Source organism: Pseudomonas eucalypticola (assembly GCF_013374995.1).
GTDB classification, from domain to species: Bacteria; Pseudomonadota; Gammaproteobacteria; order Pseudomonadales; family Pseudomonadaceae; genus Aquipseudomonas; species Aquipseudomonas eucalypticola.
The window spans coordinates 4,020,212-4,041,269 of the sequence record NZ_CP056030.1 but is presented as its reverse complement, the minus strand read 5'-3'; the positions used below and the strand labels follow the sequence as shown (position 1 = coordinate 4,041,269).

Annotated in this window: 16 protein-coding genes; 7 read left to right on the top strand and 9 right to left on the bottom strand. The window is 64.2% G+C overall.

Features of this window, described 5'->3' with window-relative positions; genetic code table 11:
• Nucleotides 1-33: 33 nt before the first annotated feature.
• The 3 genes from HWQ56_RS17830 to HWQ56_RS17820 form a co-directional block, all read right to left on the bottom strand.
• A complete protein-coding gene (locus HWQ56_RS17830) occupies nt 34-2,055 on the bottom strand; it encodes an FIST N-terminal domain-containing protein (protein WP_158154042.1) in 2,022 nt (673 codons plus the stop codon).
• A gap of 305 nt (nt 2,056-2,360) precedes the next feature.
• A complete protein-coding gene (locus tag HWQ56_RS17825) occupies nt 2,361-3,080 on the bottom strand; it encodes an anti-sigma factor family protein (protein WP_176571335.1) in 720 nt (239 codons plus the stop codon).
• Entirely contained in the window at nt 3,077-3,583 is a 507-nt protein-coding gene (locus tag HWQ56_RS17820) for a sigma-70 family RNA polymerase sigma factor (protein WP_176571334.1), read from the bottom strand. The genes HWQ56_RS17825 and HWQ56_RS17820 overlap by 4 nt, the downstream gene beginning before the upstream one ends.
• Nucleotides 3,584-3,736: 153 nt before the next feature.
• On the opposite strand from HWQ56_RS17820, the gene HWQ56_RS17815 reads away from it, so the two are divergent.
• Nucleotides 3,737-4,816, top strand: coding sequence for a catalase family peroxidase (locus HWQ56_RS17815; protein ID WP_176571333.1), 1,080 nt, complete (start codon nt 3,737-3,739; stop codon nt 4,814-4,816).
• Nucleotides 4,813-5,361: a cytochrome b gene (locus HWQ56_RS17810; protein ID WP_158154038.1), complete on the top strand. Its 549-nt coding sequence runs from the start codon at nt 4,813-4,815 to the stop codon at nt 5,359-5,361. Before HWQ56_RS17815 ends, HWQ56_RS17810 begins: the two co-directional genes overlap by 4 nt.
• 61 nt (nt 5,362-5,422) lie before the next feature.
• Here the strand turns inward: HWQ56_RS17810 and HWQ56_RS17805 are convergent, their stop codons facing one another.
• From HWQ56_RS17805 to HWQ56_RS17785, 5 genes are all read right to left on the bottom strand, one after another.
• Entirely contained in the window at nt 5,423-6,565 is a 1,143-nt protein-coding gene (locus HWQ56_RS17805) for a M14 family metallopeptidase (protein ID WP_158154037.1), read from the bottom strand.
• A gap of 58 nt (nt 6,566-6,623) precedes the next feature.
• Nucleotides 6,624-7,133: a sigma factor-like helix-turn-helix DNA-binding protein gene (locus tag HWQ56_RS17800; protein WP_158154036.1), complete on the bottom strand. Its 510-nt coding sequence runs from the start codon at nt 7,131-7,133 to the stop codon at nt 6,624-6,626.
• 445 nt (nt 7,134-7,578) lie between these two features.
• Nucleotides 7,579-8,046 carry an Lrp/AsnC family transcriptional regulator gene (locus tag HWQ56_RS17795; RefSeq protein ID WP_158154035.1) on the bottom strand — a complete coding sequence of 156 codons (468 nt, stop codon included), beginning with the start codon at nt 8,044-8,046 and terminating at the stop codon, nt 7,579-7,581.
• A gap of 65 nt (nt 8,047-8,111) precedes the next feature.
• Nucleotides 8,112-9,380 carry a cation:dicarboxylate symporter family transporter gene (locus HWQ56_RS17790; RefSeq protein ID WP_245217774.1) on the bottom strand — a complete coding sequence of 423 codons (1,269 nt, stop codon included), beginning with the start codon at nt 9,378-9,380 and terminating at the stop codon, nt 8,112-8,114.
• A 25-nt stretch (nt 9,381-9,405) separates the two neighbouring features.
• Nucleotides 9,406-9,819 (bottom strand): VOC family protein, encoded by a 414-nt coding sequence (locus HWQ56_RS17785; protein WP_176571332.1) that lies wholly within the window; start codon nt 9,817-9,819, stop codon nt 9,406-9,408.
• Nucleotides 9,820-9,913: 94 nt separating this feature from the next.
• On the opposite strand from HWQ56_RS17785, the gene HWQ56_RS17780 reads away from it, so the two are divergent.
• Nucleotides 9,914-10,783, top strand: coding sequence for a LysR family transcriptional regulator (locus tag HWQ56_RS17780; RefSeq protein WP_176571331.1), 870 nt, complete (start codon nt 9,914-9,916; stop codon nt 10,781-10,783).
• Between the two features lie 165 nt (nt 10,784-10,948).
• On the top strand, nt 10,949-14,410 hold the full coding sequence (locus HWQ56_RS17775) for an indolepyruvate ferredoxin oxidoreductase family protein (protein WP_176571330.1): 3,462 nt from the start codon (nt 10,949-10,951) through the stop codon (nt 14,408-14,410).
• A gap of 493 nt (nt 14,411-14,903) precedes the next feature.
• On the opposite strand, the gene HWQ56_RS17770 is transcribed toward HWQ56_RS17775, so the two are convergent.
• Complete coding sequence (locus HWQ56_RS17770; RefSeq protein ID WP_158158316.1) at nt 14,904-15,113, bottom strand: hypothetical protein; 210 nt, start codon at nt 15,111-15,113, stop codon at nt 14,904-14,906.
• Between the two features lie 218 nt (nt 15,114-15,331).
• On the opposite strand from HWQ56_RS17770, the gene HWQ56_RS17765 reads away from it, so the two are divergent.
• The 3 genes from HWQ56_RS17765 to adeC are packed head-to-tail and all read left to right on the top strand — an operon-like array spanning nt 15,332 to nt 21,033.
• Nucleotides 15,332-16,474, top strand: coding sequence for an efflux RND transporter periplasmic adaptor subunit (locus HWQ56_RS17765; protein ID WP_158158315.1), 1,143 nt, complete (start codon nt 15,332-15,334; stop codon nt 16,472-16,474).
• Between the two features lie 3 nt (nt 16,475-16,477).
• The gene (locus HWQ56_RS17760) at nt 16,478-19,627 is read left to right on the top strand and encodes an efflux RND transporter permease subunit (protein WP_176571329.1); all 3,150 of its coding nucleotides are present in this window, start codon (nt 16,478-16,480) and stop codon (nt 19,625-19,627) included.
• Nucleotides 19,624-21,033: an AdeC/AdeK/OprM family multidrug efflux complex outer membrane factor gene (adeC, locus tag HWQ56_RS17755; protein WP_176571328.1), complete on the top strand. Its 1,410-nt coding sequence runs from the start codon at nt 19,624-19,626 to the stop codon at nt 21,031-21,033. Before HWQ56_RS17760 ends, adeC begins: the two co-directional genes overlap by 4 nt.
• Nucleotides 21,034-21,058: the final 25 nt, after the last annotated feature.

The window sequence follows — 21,058 nt, the reverse complement described above, 5'->3', positions numbered from 1 at the left end:
CCCTGCGAGGCAGGGGGCTGCATGCCAGCGTCTCTACAGGTGGGTCAAGCCGGTCAGCGTATCGGCGATTTTCTTGGTGCGCTGGGAGGTCCCTTCGGTCATGCGGCTGGAGTTTTCCAGGTCGCCCAGCAACTGCTTGAGCGTACCCACGGCGCTCGACTGCTCCTCGATCTGCGAAGCGACCTTCTGGATCTCCCCCGACAAGGCGTCGATGTCCACGCCAATCTCCCCGGCGTTCTTGCGGGTGATTTCGGCCAATTTGCGTACTTCATCCGCCACAACGGCGAAACCGCGACCGGTTTCGCCGGCCCGGGCTGCCTCGATGGCAGCGTTCAGGGCCAGCAGGTTGGTCTGCCCGGCGATCTGCTGGATGACCTGCACCACCGACTGGATGCGCAGGCTCGACTGCGCCAGGTCGCGGGCGCTGCCCACCACTTCATCGGCGTGGTCGGACAGCCCGGTGACGGTGTTGCCGGCCTGGGCGGTGACGCTGTTCTGGTGGTCGATGGTGCTGGTCAGGTCGTCCATGGACAGGTGCAGTTCACCGGAGTAATGCTGCAACTGCCGGGCGATTTCCGCCTGCTGTTCGGTGGCCTGGGACAGCACCGAGCCCAAGTCGGCCAGGCCGCTGAACACCGGCTGCACACTGGCATCCAGGCCCTGGGTGTCCAGGTCGCTGGTGTACTGGTGGGCCTTGAAGGCCTCGATCTGCTTGACCACCACGCGGTTCAGCCCAGCCAGTTTCTGGATCTGTCGACGCAGGAAGAACGCCTTGAATTCGCCATAGTGGCTGGCGAAGCGGTCGATGTAGTCATCGCTGAAGGTCGCGCCCTTGGCCACCTTGAAAAAGAAGATGGCGGTCAGCGTCTGGTTCAGGTTCAGGCCCAGGATTTCGCCAAAGGTCGAGAAACCCGCCACGGGCACGTCACCGAACACCCCGGTCATTTCCCCCAGTTTGCCGGCGTTGTTGGCACGGCGCAGGATGCAGTCGTTGAGCAACCCCACAACCGGTTGGCCGCCTTTGCCTTGCAAGAAGCGCTGGAAGTCCCGTTGGGTGGCGTCACGCAGCGATGTGCGCTTGACCATCACCAGCTCCTCGCCGGGGGCCACGTCGCAAAACAGGTGGATGGTTTCGCGGGCGTAGTCGATGCGAGCGATGGAGCGCACGAACAGTTCCTCGCCCACACGAATGGCAAAGGAATATTCGGCCAGGTACTTCTCCAGCTGGTTGGGCGCGCACTTGAAGGCGTCACACAGCGCCGCGACCATGGTCTTGATGTTGCCGGCGGCGTCGAACACCTGGTGGATGTAGCGTTCCTCCAGCGACGCCGTCAGTACACTGAACGAGAGCGGCGTGGGTTCGAAGTTCTGGCTTTTGAACACGCCGAAGCGGACGTTCGGCGCGCACTTGAGAAAGACGATCTGGGCGTGGTTCTGGTAGCTGCGCTGGCCGTCGTGCAACAGGGTTTTCTGGAAGTCGTCCTTGCCACCGGCTGAGCCGCCGACGAACAGGCACGGGAAGCGGCCGGACTCGTATAAGGCCTCCATGAAGAAGGATTCGGACGCCGACAAGCCGTCGAACAGTACGTACGCGAGGGTGTCGCGGCTGTCCAGGGCCATGTTGACCCGCGTGCGCTTGAGCTCGCCGACCAGCCTGTCGATGCGGTCGCGCATGCCCAGGCGCTTGCCGTTGCCGCGTATGTCTTCGCTGAGCAGCGGTACGCTGACCATTTCGGCGCCGGCGATCAGGCTGGCGTCGAACAGTTGCAGCACGATCCGGTCCCAGTGACCCTGCGCCGCGCAATACAGGCTTTCACTGGCACTGCTGAGTTCGCCCGCGGTGGTGCACAGGCTCAAGGTGGCCTGCGGAAAGCGCTGCCGCAACTGGCGCGCCACGGCGTCCAGGTCCAGGTGCGGCGAAACGAAGCCAGCAATGAACGTCGGGCTCAGGTGGATGGCCTGCAGGTCGCTCGCCAGGTTGCTGAAGGTACTCACCACGCTGGCGGTCCCGGCTGCGGCCGATGCAGCTTGACGGAGGAAGCGGAAGGGGTTCATCGGGTCGGGACCTATAGGCGGCAGAGAAAAGGGGGAACAACAGGTGCGTGCCTCGTCCACTGCATCGACCTGGCAGACCGGGACTTGATAGGACCGGTACGAAGGTATGACAAGCGGCTGGCTGAATCGATTCACCTAGTTGCTTATGATGACGCTAGCGCAGGCGCGGTCACGGATCGAAATCGGTGATAAAGCCAGGCGTTCCTGGCCAGGCGCGAGTGGCAGCAACAGCGGCGCTGGTCGCGTTGGCAACGCATGGGGTGTGCCTGATGGTGCGTGGCGTCGTGACGCGGCCAGGTCCGCTGCTACAGTGGGAGTCTTTTCGTTGCCACGTCAACCGGCGCGACCACGGCATAGTTGTACCCCGGGCCCGACCAGTAATCAGCCTGCAGGCCCCCCTCGCGACGCGAACCACGGGGCAGCAGTTTGTTGCCCGGACCCGGCGGGCGGATGTAGAAGGTGACCCGGGCCCCCCGGTCGTCCTGGTACAACACCATGGCCGCAGGGCCCTGGTCGGTGCTCAGCAGCCTTGCCCCCACCGCCTTGAATCCGGCGCGTTCGAGGTCGGGCAGGCGCGCGGCATCCCGGAAGTACCGGTCCAGCCAGGGCTGCACGCTGTTGCCAGCGCCGACCTTGAAGTCGGCGGGCAACACGTCCTTTTCGGCAAACAACCGATACGCCTGCAAGGCGTCGGTCATGGGCGCTACGCCGGGGCGCGCCTGCCAGCCACCCACGGCGCCCAGGGCCACTGCCAGCACCAGTGCGGCGGCGCGGCCCAGGTATTGCTGGTAACGGTGGCGGCGGCGCTGGCGCACGGCGCTGGGGTCAAGCGCCGGGTTGTCGGGCAAGGGCGAAGCCCCCAGCACCGAACGCAGCAGCCGGGCGTCTTTCTGCCAGCCCTTCACCTGAGCGGCCACCTCGGGATGGCTGGCCAGCCAGGTCTCCAGGCGTTGGCGGTCGGCCGGGCTCAGGCGCAGGTCGACATAGGCGTGCAGGTCGTGTTCGGTCGGGGGCAGGGTGATCATTTCAATATCCGCAGGGCAGGGCGTTGAATCTCGCCTTCATGAAGCAGGCGCAGGGCTTGGCGGGCGCGGGACAGCCGCGACATGACGGTGCCCAAGGGCACTTGCAACACCTGGGCAGCTTCCTTGTAGCTCAGGCCCTCCACGCCCACGGCATGCAGCAAGGCGCGTTGCTCGTCGTTCAGCCGGTCGAAGGCTTGCAAGGCCGATTGGGCCAGGACGGTGCGTTCGACGGAGGGCTGGTCGTCGTCGCGGCCGGTGAAAAACTCCAGCAACCGGGCATAGCGCCGGGCGCGGCGGTGGCTGTCGATGAACTGGCGGTAGAGGATCTGGAACAGCCAGGCGCGCAGTTCGCCCTCGGCGTTTTTCTCGGCGCGCCGGCTCAAGGCCTTTTCCAGGCAGCCCTGCACCAAATCGTCGGCACTGCTCGGCTCGCGGGTGAGGGACAAGGCGAAGCGCCGCAGGCGTGGCAACAAGGTGCGCAGTTGGTCATCGAAGTCGTTCATGGCGGCGGTCACAAGGGGCCTGGTGTCTAGATTAGCAAGACGAATGACGGCGCGTTTTATTCCACGGCACCTACGCTGAATTTATTCGCCAGGGGCTGGGAATAAACCGTGCCGGCCTTCGTCTCATAGCACCCCACCGATCTGGAGTCGCTCATGCTCGATCCATCGCCCCCACCCTTGACCCCGCTCGCCACGGCCCTGCGCCTGGTGGGCATCGCCGCCGTGGTCGCCGTCGGCGTAGCCGCCTTCGCCTACGTCAGTGGCCGCCTGGACCCGCAGCGCCTGCAACCGCGGGACATGGTCAACGCCTTGCAGACCAATAATGGCGTGCACCCCGGCTACCGACGCAACCACGCCAAGGGTGTGTGCGTGATCGGCTATTTCGAGAGCAACGGGCAGTTGCAGAGCCTGTCTTCCAGTGGCGTCTTCGCCCAGGCCCGCACACCCGTGGTTGGCCGGTTCGCCTTGCCCAGTGGCAACCCCTATGCCCCGGACACCAGTGTGCCGCTGCGCAGCCTGGCGTTACGCTTCAACCTTGCCAACGGCCAGCAATGGCGCACCGGCATGAACAGCATGCCGGTATTCCCGGTAGGCACCCCGCAGGCGTTTTACGCCATGCTCCAGGCTGGCACGCCGGACCCGGCCACCGGCAAGCCCAAGCCCGACGCCATGCCAGCGTTCTTCGCCGCGCACCCCGAGACTGGGCCGTTCCTGGCGTGGGTCAAGGGGGCCAAACCGTCGGCCAGCTATGCCACCGAAACCTACAACAGCATCAACGCCTTCTACCTGACCAACACCGATGGGCAGCGCCAGGCCGTGCGGTGGGCCGTGGTGCCCGAGGCCACCGATTCGGCCCCGGCCGGTGCCGATGCCGGTGCAGACTTCCTGCAGGCGGACCTGGCCCAGCGCCTGGCCGGTGGCCCGCTGCGCTGGACCCTGCGCATGACCCTGGCCGACCCCGGCGACCCCGTGGACGACGCCAGCAAAGCCTGGCCCGCCGGGCGCAAGACGGTGGATGCCGGTACCCTGGTGCTTGAGCGCATGCAACCGCAGATCACTGGCCAGTGCCGCGACGTCAACTACGACCCCACCATTCTGCCCAGTGGCATCGAGGCCTCCAACGATCCGTTGCTGGCCGCGCGCTCGGCGGCGTACGCCAGCTCGTACCTGCGCCGGACCTCGGAAGTCGACCAGCTCAGCGCCAACGCACCGGCCGGGGGAACCAAGCCATGAAAGCACGCCCTGAACACTTCGCCCCGGCCGCCCGGGTGTTGCACTGGACCATGGCCGTGCTGCTGATCGCCATGCTGTTCATTGGCGCGGGCATGGTCAGCACCGTGTCCGAACGCCACGAATGGTTGCTGCACCTGCACAAGCCCCTGGGCATCGCCATTCTGGCACTGGTGATCGTGCGCTTGCTGGTGCGCTGGTTCACTCGCCAGCCGCCCTTGCCAGCCGACTTGCCTGCCATCCAGAAACTGGCGGCCAAGCTGTCCCACTGGTTGCTGTATGCCTTGATGTTCATCCTGCCGCTGGTGGGCTGGGCCATGATCTCGGCGGCGGGCGACCCGGTGATGCTGGGCGCCTCGGTGCAGTTGCCGGCCATCCTGCCGGCCGAGCCCCATACGTTCGCGCTGTTGCGCAAGGCCCATGGGTTTCTCGCGTACCTGTTGTTCCTGACCGTGCTGGTGCACTTGGCGGCGGCGCTGTATCACGGCTGGATTCGGCGCGATGGGGTGTTGCAGAGCATGACATCGGGGGAAAAGCCGCACGCCTGACGCGCTGGCGAGCGGCGCAGCCCCCTCGGGGGCTGTCCCCTTCTGCGATGGCAGCCTGGTCTCAGCGCAGCTCGCCAACCATCTTCGCCACCACGCTCAACACATCCTTGCCCAATTGCGCCGACCGTTTCCCCGACCATCCGGTTGACGTATCCGGGTTGTCATCATGGTCCTTGAACGGCATCTCCAATGTCAGCGACAGGCAATCGAATTTCGCCCCCACCGCATTGCACGCCAGGGTCAGGTTGGCCTCGCCTGGTGCGCTGCGCGGGTAGCCATGCACTTGCTGGAAGTCCCTGGTCTGCGCACAGAGCAGATCCCGGAAGCGTTGCTCCAGGCCGGCGATGCGCGGGGTGTAGTCCGGGTTGCCTTCGCAGGCGGCGGTGAAGACGTGGGGGATTTCCTCGTCGCCGTGCACGTCGATGAACAGGTCGACGCCATGTTTCTGCATCTGCTGCAGGGCGAAAAACACCTCCGGGCTGAATTCGGCGCTGGCGTCCTGCCAGGCACGGTTGAGGTCCTTGCCCATGGCGTTGGTGCGCAGGTGGCCATGGAACGAGCCGTCGGGGTTCATGTGCGGGATCAGGTACAGGTCGGCCTCTGCCAGTAGCGCCTGCAGCTCGGCATCGTCGTGCTGGAGGCGTTCGATCACCCCTTCCATGAACCATTCGGCCATGTGCTCGCCGGGGTGTTGCTGGGCAATGATCCAGATGCATTGCTTGCCGGCCGCGCCGTCGCCCTTGCGCAGCAGCGGCAGGTCGCGGCCTTCGGCGCTTTTGCCCACGGCCAACAGTTGCAGGCCGGCATGGGTGACCGCTTCGTTGATCAGCCACTCGTGGCGTTCACGGCTGTAGGGTTCGAAATAGGCAAACCAGGCTTGAGGCTGCTCGGGCTCGAAGTTGAAATTCAGGGCTTGGCCATCGAACTCGCTCGGTACCCGGAACCAGTTTTTCTGGTCGTAGGACGCCACGGCGTGGTAGCCGGACCAGGCGTTGCGATAGGACGATTGCCCGGCGTTGGTCAGGCTGAAGCCATGGGGTTGGCCGGGCACCAGGCCGTCGACCTTGAAGTGAAACCACTGGAAATGATCGCTGCGGGTGTCGGGGCGGATCGCCAGGCGCACCTGGCGAGCATCGCTGGCGTCAAGCACCTGGATGTTGCCGCTGTCGAAGTCGGCGCTGACAGTGAGGGTGGCCGTGGCCATGGTCGCTTCCTTGTAGAGTCGTGTACCCGCCGTACTCTACACCCCTGGCGGCCAGCCGTCAGATCCAGCCGGCCAGGCCGCCTACCAGCAGTGCGCCGAGCAGCGCCAATGCCCAGCCGGTGGCCCCGGCGTGGCGCCGGCGGTGCTGATGCCAGCCACTGCGGCCCAGGTAGCGGGCGGCCGGCAGCAGTTGGCGCCAGCGCAGTTCGGTACCGTGAAAAGCTTGCAGGTGGCTGGCATCGGCGTCCAGCCAGCGGCGGAAGTCGATGCGCTCGCTGGCGGTGGTCTGGGGGTTCTGCAGTTTCACGTACCAGGCGCTGGCGGCCTGGCTGCCGGTTTCGCTGCGGCAGTGCTCCAGCACCTGCAACATGGCTTTCTCCACCTGCGCGACGCTGGTGTCCAGGCGTTCGGCGATGGCCGGGTAGGGCAGGTCGTCCAGGCGGCTGAGCAGGAACACCTGTTGCACCCGGCGCGACAATTTCTTGAGGCGCAAGTACAAGGCGTCGTGGCCCTTGTCGATGGGTTCGTGCTGGAAAAGGTTATGCAAAGGCGAGAGCAGTTGGGTCATCGAAACGTCCTCCTGGCCGCCAAGGGCCTGGTCGATAGCGGGCTGCGCGGGCATCCTTGAAGGGGGCGTCTTCCCTGACGCTGCCGCAGCTTAGTGTTCTTGAGAGTGATTCTCAAGTGCTGAATTACTTTTTCTCAGGCTAAACCGCTGATTTGCTAGCCAATAATTAGCGATAGACGCTTCCTTCCGGTGATAGACCTTTGCTATCATGCGCGCCATCGAATTCAAGCGACACCCGTCTTCATTAGCCTGAAGAAACCAAAAAAAAGACCCGGCAAAAAGCCGGGTCAAAAACCGTGATTAGCCTGATGAGGAGATAATTCGAAAGTCCGACCTAAGGCCTTTCGGATTACCCAACCGATCTCGCGATCAGTTGGCTCAATAATAATCGTTATCATTTGCAGGTCAAGTGATTTCGTATCGCCTGTGCAGAAAATTTTTCTGCTCAGTCCAGCGGCAATTCCGTCGTACGCTTTACTTCGCTCATGGCGATGTTCGAATGCGCCTCCTGCACATGCGGCTTCTGCAACAGATGGTCGCGCAGGAAACGTTCATAGGCCGCGATGTCCTGGGCCACCACCTTGAGCATGTAATCCATCCCGCCCGCCATGGTGTAGCACTCCAGCACCTCCGGGTAGCCGGTGATCGCTTCCTCGAATTCCGCCAGGTACCGCCGGCCATGCCCGGACAGCTTGACGTTGACGAACACCGTCATGCTCAAGCCCAGTTTGCGTGGGTTTAGCAGGGCGACCTTGCGTTCGATCAGGCCTTCCTCCTGCATGCGGTGAATGCGCCGCCAGCACGGCGACTGCGACAGTTCTACGCGCTCGGCGATATCGGCGGCGGACAGGTCGGCGTCGTGCTGGATCAGGCGCAGGATGCGCCGGTCGATGGCGCTCAGCTTCGGCTGCATGATCAATTCCCTTTTCTTGTTTTTAGCGAAACGTTCATGCGCCATCACAGCATAAATGCGCTTGTTCAGGAAGCCATTCCGTGTGGCGTGGCCCGCTCGCGCCGCAGGGTCCCCTCCCATTTGGCGATTACCAACGGCGCCAAGGCGTTGCCCAGTACGTTCAAGGCGGTGATAGGCATGTCCATCAGCCGGTAAACGCCAGCGATCAGCGCCACGCCCTCTACTGGCAGGCCCGCAGTCGTCAGGGTGGCGGTGAGAATCACGAACATGAACCCTGGAACCCCGGCCGCGCCCTTGGAGGTCAGCACCATGATCAGCACCAGCATCGCCTGGTCGGCCAGGCTCAGGTCGATGTTGTACACCTGGGCGATGAACAGGGTGCCCAGCCCTGCGAACAGCGATGCGCCGTCGAGGTTGAACGAGTAGCCCAGCGGGATCACCAGGCTGGTAATGGGCCGAGGGGCTCCATAGGCGTGCATCTTGGTCATCAGTTGCGGCATCACCGTGGCGGAACTGGCGCTGCTGAAGGCCAGGATCAGTTCATCCTTGATCGTCGCGATCAGGTGAAACAGGTTGACTCCCACCGCCCGTGCAATGCTCCCCAACACCACCAGGGCGAAGACGATCACGGCCAGGTAGGTGATGGCGATCAACTTCGCCAACGGCAGCAGTGATGCCATGCCGAAACTGGACACGGTCACCGCGATGAGCCCGAAGATGCCGATGGGTGAGTAGCGCATGACCATGGCGGTGAGCTTGAACATGGTGTCCGCCACGGTCTGGAATACCCGCAGCAGCGGCGCTTTCTGCTCGTCTTTGAGGCTGGCCAGGGCCGCGCCGAACAGGATCGCGAAGAACAGCACTGAGAGCAGCTTCGTTTCCGCCATGGCGCTGACGATGTTGTCCGGAATGATCCCCAGCAATACCTGGCCCATCCCCTGGCTACCGGCGTGAGTGGGCGCGGTCGAGACGGTGGCAGGCGCTGGCAGCGCCAGGTCGGCGCCGGCGCCGGGCTGCATGACATTGCCCAGCACCAGGCCAAATACGATCGCCACGCCGGTGACCAGAAAAAAGTATACAAGGCTGCGCGCCCCCATGCGCCCCAGCGACCGGCCCCCAGTGCCGGCGATGCCCACCACCATGCAGGTGAAAACCAGGGGTACGATGATCATTTTCATCAACTTGATGAATGCATCGCCGGCCGGTCGAAGGATCTGCTCGACGATCCAGTGTTGCTGTTCGGGGAAGTGTTTCAGCAAGGCGCCGGTCATGATGCCCAAGGCCAGGCCGATCATGATCTGCGTGATCAAACTCATTTTCTTGTTGTTATTCATTGTCTGTTCCAGTGGGGTAACGCAATCAGGCGGCGAAGACGCCGGACATGTCCTTGAAACCTTTTATTTCAATGGGGTTGCCGCTGGGATCGAGGAAAAACATCGTGCGCTGTTCGCCTGGCTCGCCGGCAAAGCGCACCACCGGGGGAATCTCGAAGGCCAGGCCGTGTTGCTCCAGCCGTTGCGCCAGCGCCAGCCAGCGCTCCAGGGGCAGGATCACGCCAATGTGCGGCATCAGCACCAGGTGCTCGCCGACCTTGCCGGTGCGGGTGGTCTTGAACGGCTCGCCCAGGTGCAGCGAAACCTGGTGGCCAAAGAAGTCGAAGTCGACCCAGGTGTCGGTGCTGCGCCCTTCGGCGCAGCCCAGCACGTCGCGGTAGAAGGTCCGCGCCTGGTCCAGGTCGCGGACATGATAGGCAATATGAAAGGGGGTACTCATTGCAAAGGCTCCCATGCTAGGTTCCGCCCCAGATTATGAGGCCTGGCCTTTCAAGTAAACGCAGCAACGCTTGCGCTCAGCACAAGGAAAAGTGATGGATACCCGGTACCTCGAAAGCCTGATATCGGTACTGGACAGCGGGTCTATCGCCGCTGCGGCCAGGGCCGGCAACCTCACGGCGGCGGCGCTCAGCCTGCGTGTCCAGGCATTGGAGAAGCAGTTGGGCTGCACACTGCTGGACCGCAGCGCGCATTCAGTCAAGCCTACGCCGGCCTGTACCCGGCTCGCGCCGCAAATGCGCGCCATCGTGCGGCAGGCCAGCGCATTGCGCGAAGACGTGGAGGTCGACGGCCTGGCCGGGGATTTTCGCCTGGGGGCCATTTCCACAGCGCTGACAGGGTTGCTGCCAGGGGTGCTGGAAGGCCTGGGCAATCACGCACCAAGGCTGCGCTTGCGCATCACGCCGGGGGACTCGAGGCTATTGTTCGACCAACTGATGGCCGACGAACTCGACGCTGCCATTCTGGTGCAGCCACCGTTCCCGGTCGCCAAGCACATTCGCTGCGCGGTCCTGCGCAGCGAACCGCTGATGTTCCTGTCCAGGCACGTGACCCAACCGCACGAGGTCCCGGAACAATTGCGTACCCAGCCGTACCTGCGCTATGACGCCTGTTCCTGGGGTGGTCAGATCGCCCAGCGTTACCTGGACGACCTGGGCATCGAGCCCCGCGTCAGTTGCGACCTGGATGCCCTGGAAACCATCAGCATTCTCGTGGGGTGCGGGCAGGGGGTCGCGCTGGTGCCCCAGTGGGGCGGACTGCAGACCGGCGCCTGCCAAGCCTTGCCCGTGGACCCGGGCGAGCGGTTTGCTCGGCAGGTGGTATTGGCCTATTCGGCACCGGGTCGCAAGCCTGCCGTCATCCCGCTGCTCAAGCGGCTGGCCGGACCCGGGGCGCGCCCCTGATCGCCCTGCATGAATGGACCGCTCAGGACGGCGATAGCGAAAAAATCATGCACAACGCGAGCGGAATCGCCGTTATTTAGGAAGAAAAACCCGCACTCCCGCAGGCATATTTTTAGCCACTGACTGATGAGTCATGGCCACCCATAAAAATAACAGGAGTGCCGCATGTCCCTAGCCGACGTCCGCCTGGACGACAAGTATCGCCTCGCCACCGGGCACCTGTACCTGACCGGTACCCAGGCCCTGACCCGCCTGCCCATGTTGCAGAAACAGCGTGACGAAGCCCGCGGGCTGAACACTGCGGGGTTCATTTCCGGTTACCGGGGCTCGCCCTTGGGCAACCTGGACAAGAGCCTGTGGGAAGCCCGCGATTACCTGCAGACCCACGCCATTCATTTTCAGCCCGGCATCAACGAAGAGTTGGGCGCCACCGCGGTGTGGGGCAGCCAGCAGGTCAACCTGTTTCCCCACGGCAAATACGATGGCGTGTTCGCCTTGTGGTACGGCAAGGGCCCGGGGGTGGACCGCTGCGGCGATGTGTTCAAGCACGGCAACTCGGCTGGCGTCGCACCCCAGGGCGGGGTGCTGTTGCTGGCCGGTGACGACCATGGCTGCAAGTCGTCCACCATTGCCCACCAGAGCGAACACGCGTTCATGGCGGCGATGATTCCGGTGCTCAACCCGTGCAACGTCCAGGAAATCCTCGACTACGGCATTATCGGCTGGGAGCTGTCGCGCTACAGCGGGTGCTGGGTGGCCATGAAGACCATCGCCGAAAACGTCGACTCGTCGGCAGTGGTGGAGGTTGACCCGCTGCGGGTGCAGACCTGCATCCCCGAAGACTTCGAACTGCCCGAAGGCGGCCTGCATATTCGCTGGCCCGACCCTCCGCTGGCTCAGGAGGCGCGCCTCAACATCTACAAGATCTACGCCGCGCGCGCCTTTGCCAGGGCCAACCAGTTGAACAAGGTGGTACTCGACTCGGCTCAGCCACGCCTTGGCATCGTCACCACGGGCAAGTCCTATCTGGATGTGCGCCAGGCATTGGAAGAGCTCGGCCTGGATGAAACCTTGTGCGCAGCGGTCGGTATCCGCCTGCTGAAGGTTGGCATGAGTTGGCCGCTGGAACCGATGTCGGTGCACGATTTCGCTCAAGGCCTGGACGAGATCCTGGTGGTGGAGGAAAAGCGCAGCGTCATCGAAGACCAGCTCACTGGCCAGTTGTACAACTGGCCAGTGGACAAACGCCCTCGGGTGGTCGGTGAGTTCGACGAGCAGGGCCGTTCGTTGCTGCCCAACCTCGGCGAACTGACCCCAGCCATGATCGCCCGAGTGATTGCCAAGCGCCTGGCGCCTATCTACAGCAGCCCGCAGATCGAAGCGCGGCTGCGCTTTTTGCAGGAAAAGGAACAGGCGTTGCAGGCGCCGTTGCACACGGTTCAGCGTACCCCGCATTTCTGTTCCGGTTGCCCGCACAACAGTTCCACCAAGGTGCCTGAAGGCAGCCGCGCCCTGGCGGGTATCGGCTGCCACTACATGACCATCTGGATGGACCGCGAAACCGAGACCTTCACCCAGATGGGCGGCGAGGGCGTGACCTGGATCGGCCAGGCACCTTTCACCGAGACCGCCCACGTGTTCCAGAACCTGGGCGATGGCACCTATTTCCATTCCGGCCACCTGGCGGTACGGGCGGCGGTGGCGGCCAAGGTCAACATCACCTACAAGATTCTCTACAACGACGCGGTGGCCATGACCGGTGGCCAGCCCATTGACGGCATCCTGCGGGTCGATCAGCTCAGCCGCCAGGTATTCGACGAGGGCGTGCAGCGCATTGCCCTGGTCAGCGACGAACCGGACAAATACCCCACTCGCGCCGGTTTTGCGCCCATTACCACTTTCCATCACCGCCGCGACCTGGATGCGGTGATGCGCGAGCTGCGCGAGTTCAAGGGCGTGTCGGTGATCATCTACGACCAGACCTGTGCCACCGAGAAGCGCCGCCGGCGCAAGCGCGGTAGCATGCCCGACCTGAACAAGCGGGCGCTGATCAACCCGGCGGTGTGCGAGGGGTGTGGAGATTGCGGCGTGAAGTCCGGGTGCCTGTCGGTGCTGCCGCTGGAAACGCCCCAGGGCCGCAAGCGCGAGATCGACCAGAACGCCTGCAACAAGGATTTCAGCTGCGTGGAGGGCTTCTGCCCCAGCTTCGTCACTGTGCATGGCGGGCAGTTGCGCACGCCGCGACTGCCCAGCCGCGAGCAGGCGTTCAGCGCTTTGCCCGAGCCGGTGCTGCCGCGGCTGGACAGGCCGTTCAATATCCTCCTGCCCGGTGTGGGGGGGACTGGCGTAACGACGGTAGGCGCCCTGCTGGGCCTGGCGGCCAACCTGGAAGGCAAGGGCTGCAGCGTGCTGGACCAGGCCGGCCTGGCGCAGAAGTTCGGCCCGGTGGTGACCCATATCCGCATCGCGGCCCACCAGGATGATCTGTTTGCCGTGCGTATCGCTGCGGGCGATGCCGATCTGCTGCTGGGCTGTGACCTGCTGGTGGCCTCCGGTCCGGACGCCCTGGCCAAGCTGAGCCTGAGCAAGTCCCACGCGGTGGTCAACAGCCAGCAGACGCCGACAGCGGCGTTCACCCGTGACCCGGACGCGCAGTTTCCGGCGGCCGCCATGGGCCAGGCGATCACCGACGCGGTGGGCGCCGACAAGACCCATTTTGTCGACGCCACCCGCCTGGCCGTGGGCCTGTTGGGCGATACCATCGCCAGCAACCTGTTCATGCTCGGCCATGCCTACCAGCTGGGCTTGATTCCGGTTACCGCCGAAGCCATCAACAAGGCCATTGAACTCAATGGCGTGGCCGTGAGCCTGAACCAGCAGGCGTTCCTGTGGGGACGTCGTGCGGCCCATGACCTGGGCGCGGTGAACGCTGTGCTGGAACCGACCCGCGCCGTGCCGGCCGAGCTGGAGCTGTCCCTGGACCAACGCCTGGCGGCCAACGCCGAGACGTTGCGCCACTACCAGAGCAAGGCGTACGCCCAAGGCTACCTGGCGTGGGTGCAACGGGTACGCGACGCCGAAGCTCGCTTGCTGCCGGGGCAGCCGCAGGCCCTCACCGAAGCCGTGGCGCGGTACGTGTTCAAGCTGTTGGCCTACAAGGACGAATACGAAGTGGCGCGGTTGTACAGCAATGGTGAATTCGTGCGTCAGGTGCAAGCGCAGTTCGAGGGAGATTACCGCCTCGAATTTCACCTGGCGCCGTCCTGGCTGGGCGGCCAGCACAAGCGCCGTTTCGGCCCGTGGATGCTGAAGGCGTTCGGTTTGCTCGCGCCTTTCAAGTTCCTGCGTGGCAGTGCGTTCGACCCGTTTGGCTACAGCCAGGAGCGTCGGCAGGAGCGGGCGCTCATCGACGCCTATCGTGCCGACATTGACCTGATCCTGGCCCACCTCACTCCTGCCAATCGCCACACGGCCTTGAGCCTGGCGCGCTTGCCCGAACAGATTCGCGGGTATGGGCATGTGAAGGACAAGGCCGTGGTAGCGGCCGAGCAGGAAGCACAGCGGTTGCGCCAGTGCCTGCGCGACGGTGAGCCGGCGGTGGTCAAGCTCTACGAGGCCGCCGCCTGACCGCGGCGCGGCCTTCCCGAGCTTCGCCCGGTCCCACAGGGGAAACACCCACTGCGCATCGAATGAACTGACCCCTCAAAAGTTGAACACCCACATCCAACTTTTTGAGGTCAGTTCAGGGAAAACACTCATACCGCAGCCAACCCTGTGGGACCGGGCGCCAGCTCGGGAAGCAGGCGCTGCGGTGTATCCGCCAGACCGCGGCGTGGCCTTCCCGAGCTTCGCCCGGTCCCACAGGGGAAACAACCACTGCGCAGCGAACCTGAGCTGACCCCCAAAAAGTTGGATACCCACATCCACCTTTTTGAGGTCAGTTCAGGGAAAACACTCATACCGCAGCCAACCCTGTGGGACCGGGCGCCAGCTCGGGAAGCAGGCGCTGCGGTGTATCCGCCAGACCGCGGCGTGGCCTTCCCGAGCTTCGCCCGGTCCCACAGGGGAAACACCTGCTCTCGCCGGATGGCTGGCTCCAGGTCTCGCCCGGAGGGGGCGATCAAGCCCCCCGTTGCGCATCGCAGCGGTAGAAGATGGTCTTGTCCTCCTGCGCTTTGTTCAACCCTTGCGCCCGTGCGTTGCATTGCTGCGCACGGGCGTCGTCGTTGAGGAATTTAGGCGCCATCCACACAAACTGCGGGGGCATGCAGTTGTCATGGGCTGCCGTGGTGCACACCACCGCGTTGAGAAAGAAAGCCGGAAGGTTCATCGCTCACTCCGTGTGAATAGAAAAACAGCGCCGGTCATCGACGCCCTGTCCCTGTCTGAGCCCGAAACGCCCAGCAGGTTCGCCGTTTTCGTGTAGCACAGGGTACCCCCGTGGTTACCAACCCGACATCAGGTCGCACCCACTCTCCATCGTGAATGCACAATTATCCATTAATGTCGTTAGCTAGCTATCTATTTGCTCGCAAACGAGGACCTTCCATGAAACTCAAGCCTTGCGTGACCACTGTGGTCGCTGCGGCGGCCCTGGCCTGCCTGCTCAGCGGCTGCAATAAAGAGGCGGCTGCACCCGCCCAGCAGACGCCCGAGGTCGGCGTGGTGACCCTGCACCCGCAACCCTACGCCCTGACCAGCGAAGTCCCTGGCCGGGTCACCGCCTTCCGGGTCGCCGAAGTGCGCCCGCAGGTGGACGGCGTCATTCTCAAGCGTCTGTTCAAGGAAGGTACCGACGTCAAGGCCGGCGAGCAGCTGTACCAGATCGACCCCTCGGTGTACGAAGCCACCCTGGCCAGCGCCAAGGCCAGCCTGGCCTCCGCCAAGTCCCTGGCCGACCGTTACAAGCAATTGATCGCTGAACAGGCGGTCAGCCGCCAGGAGTACGACAACGCCCGGTCCACCGAGCTGCAAGACCAGGCCGCGCTGATGACGGCGCAAATCAACATGCGCTACACCAAGGTGCTGGCGCCCATCGATGGCCGCATCGGCCGCTCCAGCGTGACCGAAGGGGCGCTGGTCACCAGCGCCCAGACCACCGCCATGGCCACCATCCAGCAACTGGACCCCATCTACGTGGACGTCACCGAGTCCTCGGCCAACCTGCTGAAGCTGCGCAAGGCCCTGGCCAGCGGCCAGTTGCAGAAAGCCGGCGACAACGGCGCCAAGGTCAAGCTGACCCTGGAAGACGGCAGTGCCTTCAACCAGGATGGCACCCTGGAATTCTCGGAAGTGTCGGTGGACGAAAGCACCGGCTCCGTGACCCTGCGTGCCAAGTTCCCCAACCCCGACCACACCCTGTTGCCCGGCATGTTCGTGCACGCGCAACTGCAGGCCGGTATCGCCAGTACCGCCATCCTGGCGCCCCAGCAGGGCGTGACCCACGACCTCAAGGGCACCCCCACCGCGCTGGTGGTCAATGCCGACAACAAGGTCGAGCTGCGTGAACTGAAAGCCAGCCGCACCGTGGGTACCGACTGGCTGATCGAAGACGGCCTGCACGACGGCGACCGCGTCATCACCGAAGGCCTGCAGTACGTCAAGCCCGGCGAAACCGTGAAGGTCAGCGCCGCCAGCAATGTCGCGCCTGCCGCCAACGCCCAGGCCAGCGTCGCGGCGAAAGGGGAGTAACCGATGTCCAAGTTCTTTATCGACCGGCCCATCTTCGCCTGGGTGGTTGCCCTGGTGATCATGCTGGTTGGCGCGCTGTCGATCCTCAACCTGCCCGTCAACCAGTACCCCAGCATCGCGCCGCCCGCCATCGACATCACCGTGACCTACCCGGGCGCTTCGGCGCAGACCGTGCAGGACACCGTGGTGCAGGTGATCGAACAGCAGCTCAACGGTATCGACAACCTGCGCTACATTTCCTCGGACAGCAATTCCGACGGTTCGATGACCATCGAGGCGACCTTCAACCAGGGCACCAACCCGGACATGGCCCAGGTGCAGGTGCAGAACAAGCTCAACCTGGCGACGCCGCTGTTGCCACAGGAAGTGCAGAACCAGGGCATCCGCGTGACCAAGGGGGTGAAGAACTTCCTGATGGTGATCGGCCTGGTGTCCGACGATGGCAGCATGACCAAGGACGACCTGGCCAACTACATCGTCTCCAACATGCAGGACCCCATCTCGCGCACCAGCGGCGTGGGTGATTTCCAGGTGTTCGGCGCCCAGTACGCCATGCGCATCTGGCTGGACCCGGCCAAGCTCAACAAGTACCAGTTGACCCCGGCTGATGTGTCCACCGCCATTACCAACCAGAACGTGCAGGTGTCCTCCGGCCAGTTCGGCGGCCTGCCGTCGGTGGCGCACCAGGAGCTGAACGCCACCATCATCGGCAAGACCCGCCTGCAAACCGCCGAGCAGTTCAAGAAGATCCTGCTGAAGGTCAACACCGATGGCTCCCAGGTGCGCATCGGCGACGTGGCCGATGTGGGCCTTGGCGGCGAAAACTACAGCATCAGCTCCGAGTACAACGGCAAGCCGGCCTCGGGCATGGCCATCAAATTGGCCACTGGCGCGAACGCCCTGGACACCGCCAAGGCCATCCGCGAAACCGTCAACCAACTGGAACCCTTCTTCCCGCCAGGTGTGAAGGTGGTGTACCCCTATGACACCACGCCGGTGATCACCGGCTCCATCCATGGCGTGATCGAAACCCTGGTGGAAGCGATCATCCTGGTGTTCCTGGTGATGCTGCTGTTCCTGCAGAACATTCGTGCCACGCTGATCACCACCATGGCCGTGCCTGTGGTGCTGCTGGGCACCTTCGGTATCCTCGCCGCCGCCGGTTTCAGCATCAATACCCTGACCATGTTCGGCATGGTCCTGGCCATCGGTCTGTTGGTGGACGACGCCATCGTGGTGGTGGAAAACGTCGAGCGGGTGATGAGTGAAGAGGGCCTGTCCCCCAAGGAGGCCACCAAGAAGTCCATGGGCCAGATCCAGGGGGCGCTGGTGGGCATCGCCATGGTGCTCTCAGCGGTGCTGCTGCCCATGGCGTTCTTCGGTGGCTCAACCGGGGTGATCTACCGCCAGTTCTCCATCACCATCGTCTCGGCCATGGCCCTGTCGGTACTGGTGGCACTGGTGTTCACCCCGGCGCTGTGCGCCACGATTCTCAAGCCTGTGGCCAAAGGGCAGCACGGCAAGACCACCGGTTTCTTCGGCTGGTTCAACCGTACGTTCGACAGCGGCGTGCACCGCTACGAGCGCAGCGTCAGCCGCATTCTGCGCAACAAGGTGCCGTACCTGCTGGCCTACGCCTTGATCGTGGTGGGCATGATCTGGCTGTTCACGCGCATCCCGTCTTCGTTCCTGCCGGAAGAAGACCAGGGCGTGCTGTTCACCCAGGTGCAGACGCCACCCGGTACCCCGGCCCAGCGCACCCAGCAGGTCATCGACCGCATGCGTGACTACATGCTGACCAAGGAAACCGGCGCCGTGCGCTCGGTGTTCACCGTCACGGGCTTCAACTTCGCCGGCCGCAGCCAGAACTCGGGCATGGGCTTCGTCATGCTCAAGCCGTGGGATGAGCGCAACGCCGACAACAGCATTTCGGCCCTGGCCGCCCGCGCCCAGAAGCATTTCCTCGGTTTCCGCGACGCCATGGTGTTTGCCTTCGCGCCGCCCGCGGTGATGGAACTGGGTAACGCCAGCGGTTTCGACGTGTACCTGCAGGACCGTTCCGGCGTGGGCCACGCCAAGTTGATGGAAGCGCGCAACAAGTTCCTCGCTGCCGCCGCCAAGAGCCCGATCCTGGCGCAAGTGCGCCCCAATGGCCTAGACGACGAACCGCAGTACCAGTTGATCCTCGACGACGAACGCACCGAGGCGCTGGGCGTGACGGTTGCCGACGTCAACGACACCCTGTCGTATGCCTTCGGTGGCAGCTACGTGAACGACTTCATCGACCGGGGCCGGGTGAAGAAGGTGTACATCCAGGGCAAGGCCGACTCGCGCATGAACCCTGAAGACCTGAACAAGTGGTACGTGCGCAACAGCGCCGGCACCATGGTGCCGTTCTCGGCCTTCGCCAGTGGCAAGTGGATCTACGGCTCGCCGAAGCTGTCGCGTTTCAACGGTGTGTCGGCGGTGGAAATCCTCGGTGCCCCGGCCCCCGGCCACAGTACCGGCGAGGCCATGGCCGAAGTCGAGCGCATTGCCGCGACGCTGCCCACCGGCGTCGGCTATGCCTGGACCGGGTTGTCGTACGAAGAGAAGTTGTCCGGTTCCCAGGCGCCCGCGCTGTATGCCATTTCCATGCTGATGGTGTTCCTGTGCCTGGCAGCCCTGTATGAAAGCTGGTCAATTCCCATCGCGGTGATGCTGGTCGTGCCCCTGGGGATCATCGGTGCCTTGCTGGCCACCACGTTGCGCGGCCTGTCCAACGACGTGTACTTCCAGGTGGGCCTGTTGACCACCATCGGCCTGGCGGCGAAGAACGCCATTCTGATCGTCGAGTTCGCCAAGGAACTTCACGAGCAGGGGCGCAGCTACACCGAAGCGGCCATCGAGGCCTGCCGGTTGCGCCTGCGGCCGATCATCATGACCTCGCTGGCGTTCATCTTGGGCGTGGTGCCGCTGGCCATTTCCCACGGTGCCGGTGCCGGCAGCCAGCACGCCATCGGCACGGGCGTGATCGGCGGCATGCTCACCGCTACCACACTGGCCGTTTTCTGGGTGCCGTTGTTCTTCGTCTCGGTGTCGTCGCTGTTTGGCGACAAACGCAAGGCGAAAGACCAGCCCGCACCTGCCCTTGAAGAGGAGTCCGCACAATGACCCGTCCCCTGACGTTTCTGGCACTGGCGGCCTTCATGCTCGGTGGCTGTTCGCTGATCCCGCACTACGATCGCCCGGCAGCCCCCGTGGCCGCGCAGTTCCCCCAAGGGCCGGCGTACGCGCCGGCCCAGGAGGCGGCCGCCCAGGCCGCCGCCGAGCAGGGCTGGCGCCAGGTTTTCCATGACCCGGCCTTGCAGGCGGTGATCCACACCGCCCTGGACAACAACCGCGACCTGCGCGTGGCCGCCTTGAATGTCGAGGCCTACCGCGCCCAGTACCGCATCCAGCGGGCTGACCTGTTCCCGGCGGTGACCGCCGGTGGCACGGCCGAACGCACGCGCACGCCGGCTGACCTGAGCACCACCGGCAAGACTGCGGTGGGTGGCGAATACACCGCCACCCTGGGCGTCAGTGCCTATGAACTGGACCTGTGGGGCCGGGTGCGCAGCCTGAGCAAGGAGGCGCTGCAAACCTACCTGGCCAGCGACGAAGGCCGGCGCTCCACGCAGATCAGCCTGGTGGCCAGTGTGGCCAACGCCTGGTTTACCCTGGAGTCGGACAAGGAGCTGCTGAAGCTGACCCAGGACACCCTGCAAGCCTATGAGCAAAGCTACAAGCTCACTGCTCACAGCGGCGAAGTGGGCGTCTCGACGGCGCTGGACGTGAGCCAGGCGCGCATCTCGGTGGAAACCGCCAAGGTCAGCCTGGCCAAGTATCAGCGCGCCGTGGCCCAGGACATGGACAACCTGGTGTTGCTGCTGGGCACGCACCTGCCCGATAACCTGCCGGCGGCGCAACCGCTGGCGGCGGGGCTGGTGGCCGAAGTACCGGCTGGCTTGCCGTCGGACCTGCTGCAACGGCGGCCGGACATCCTCGAGGCCGAACATACCCTCAAGGCGGCCAACGCCAACATCGGCGCGGCCCGCGCGGCGTTTTTCCCCAGCATCACCCTGACCGCCAGTGCCGGCAGTGAAAGCGCCGACATGGGGCACCTGTTCAAGGGCGGGCAGGGCACCTGGACGTTTGCGCCGAGCATCAACCTCCCGATCTTCAACGCCGGCAGCCTGAAAGCCAGCCTCGACTACGCGAAAATCGAGAAAGACGTGGACGTGGCCAGCTACGAGAAAGCCATCCAGACCGGTTTCCAGGAAGTCGCCGATGGCCTCGCCGCACGGCAGACCTACAAACAGCAGTTGCAGGCCCAGACCGACCTGGTGCAGGCCAACCAGGACTATTACCGCCTGGCCGAGCGCCGCTACCGCACCGGCATCGACAGCAACCTGACGTTCCTGGACGCCCAGCGCTCCCTGTTCAGTGCCCAGCAGTCGGCCATCACCGACCGGTTGTCGCAACTGACCGCCGAAGTGAACCTGTACAAGGCGCTCGGGGGAGGGTGGAAGGAATGACCGATGCCGCGTAGCAGCGGACCTG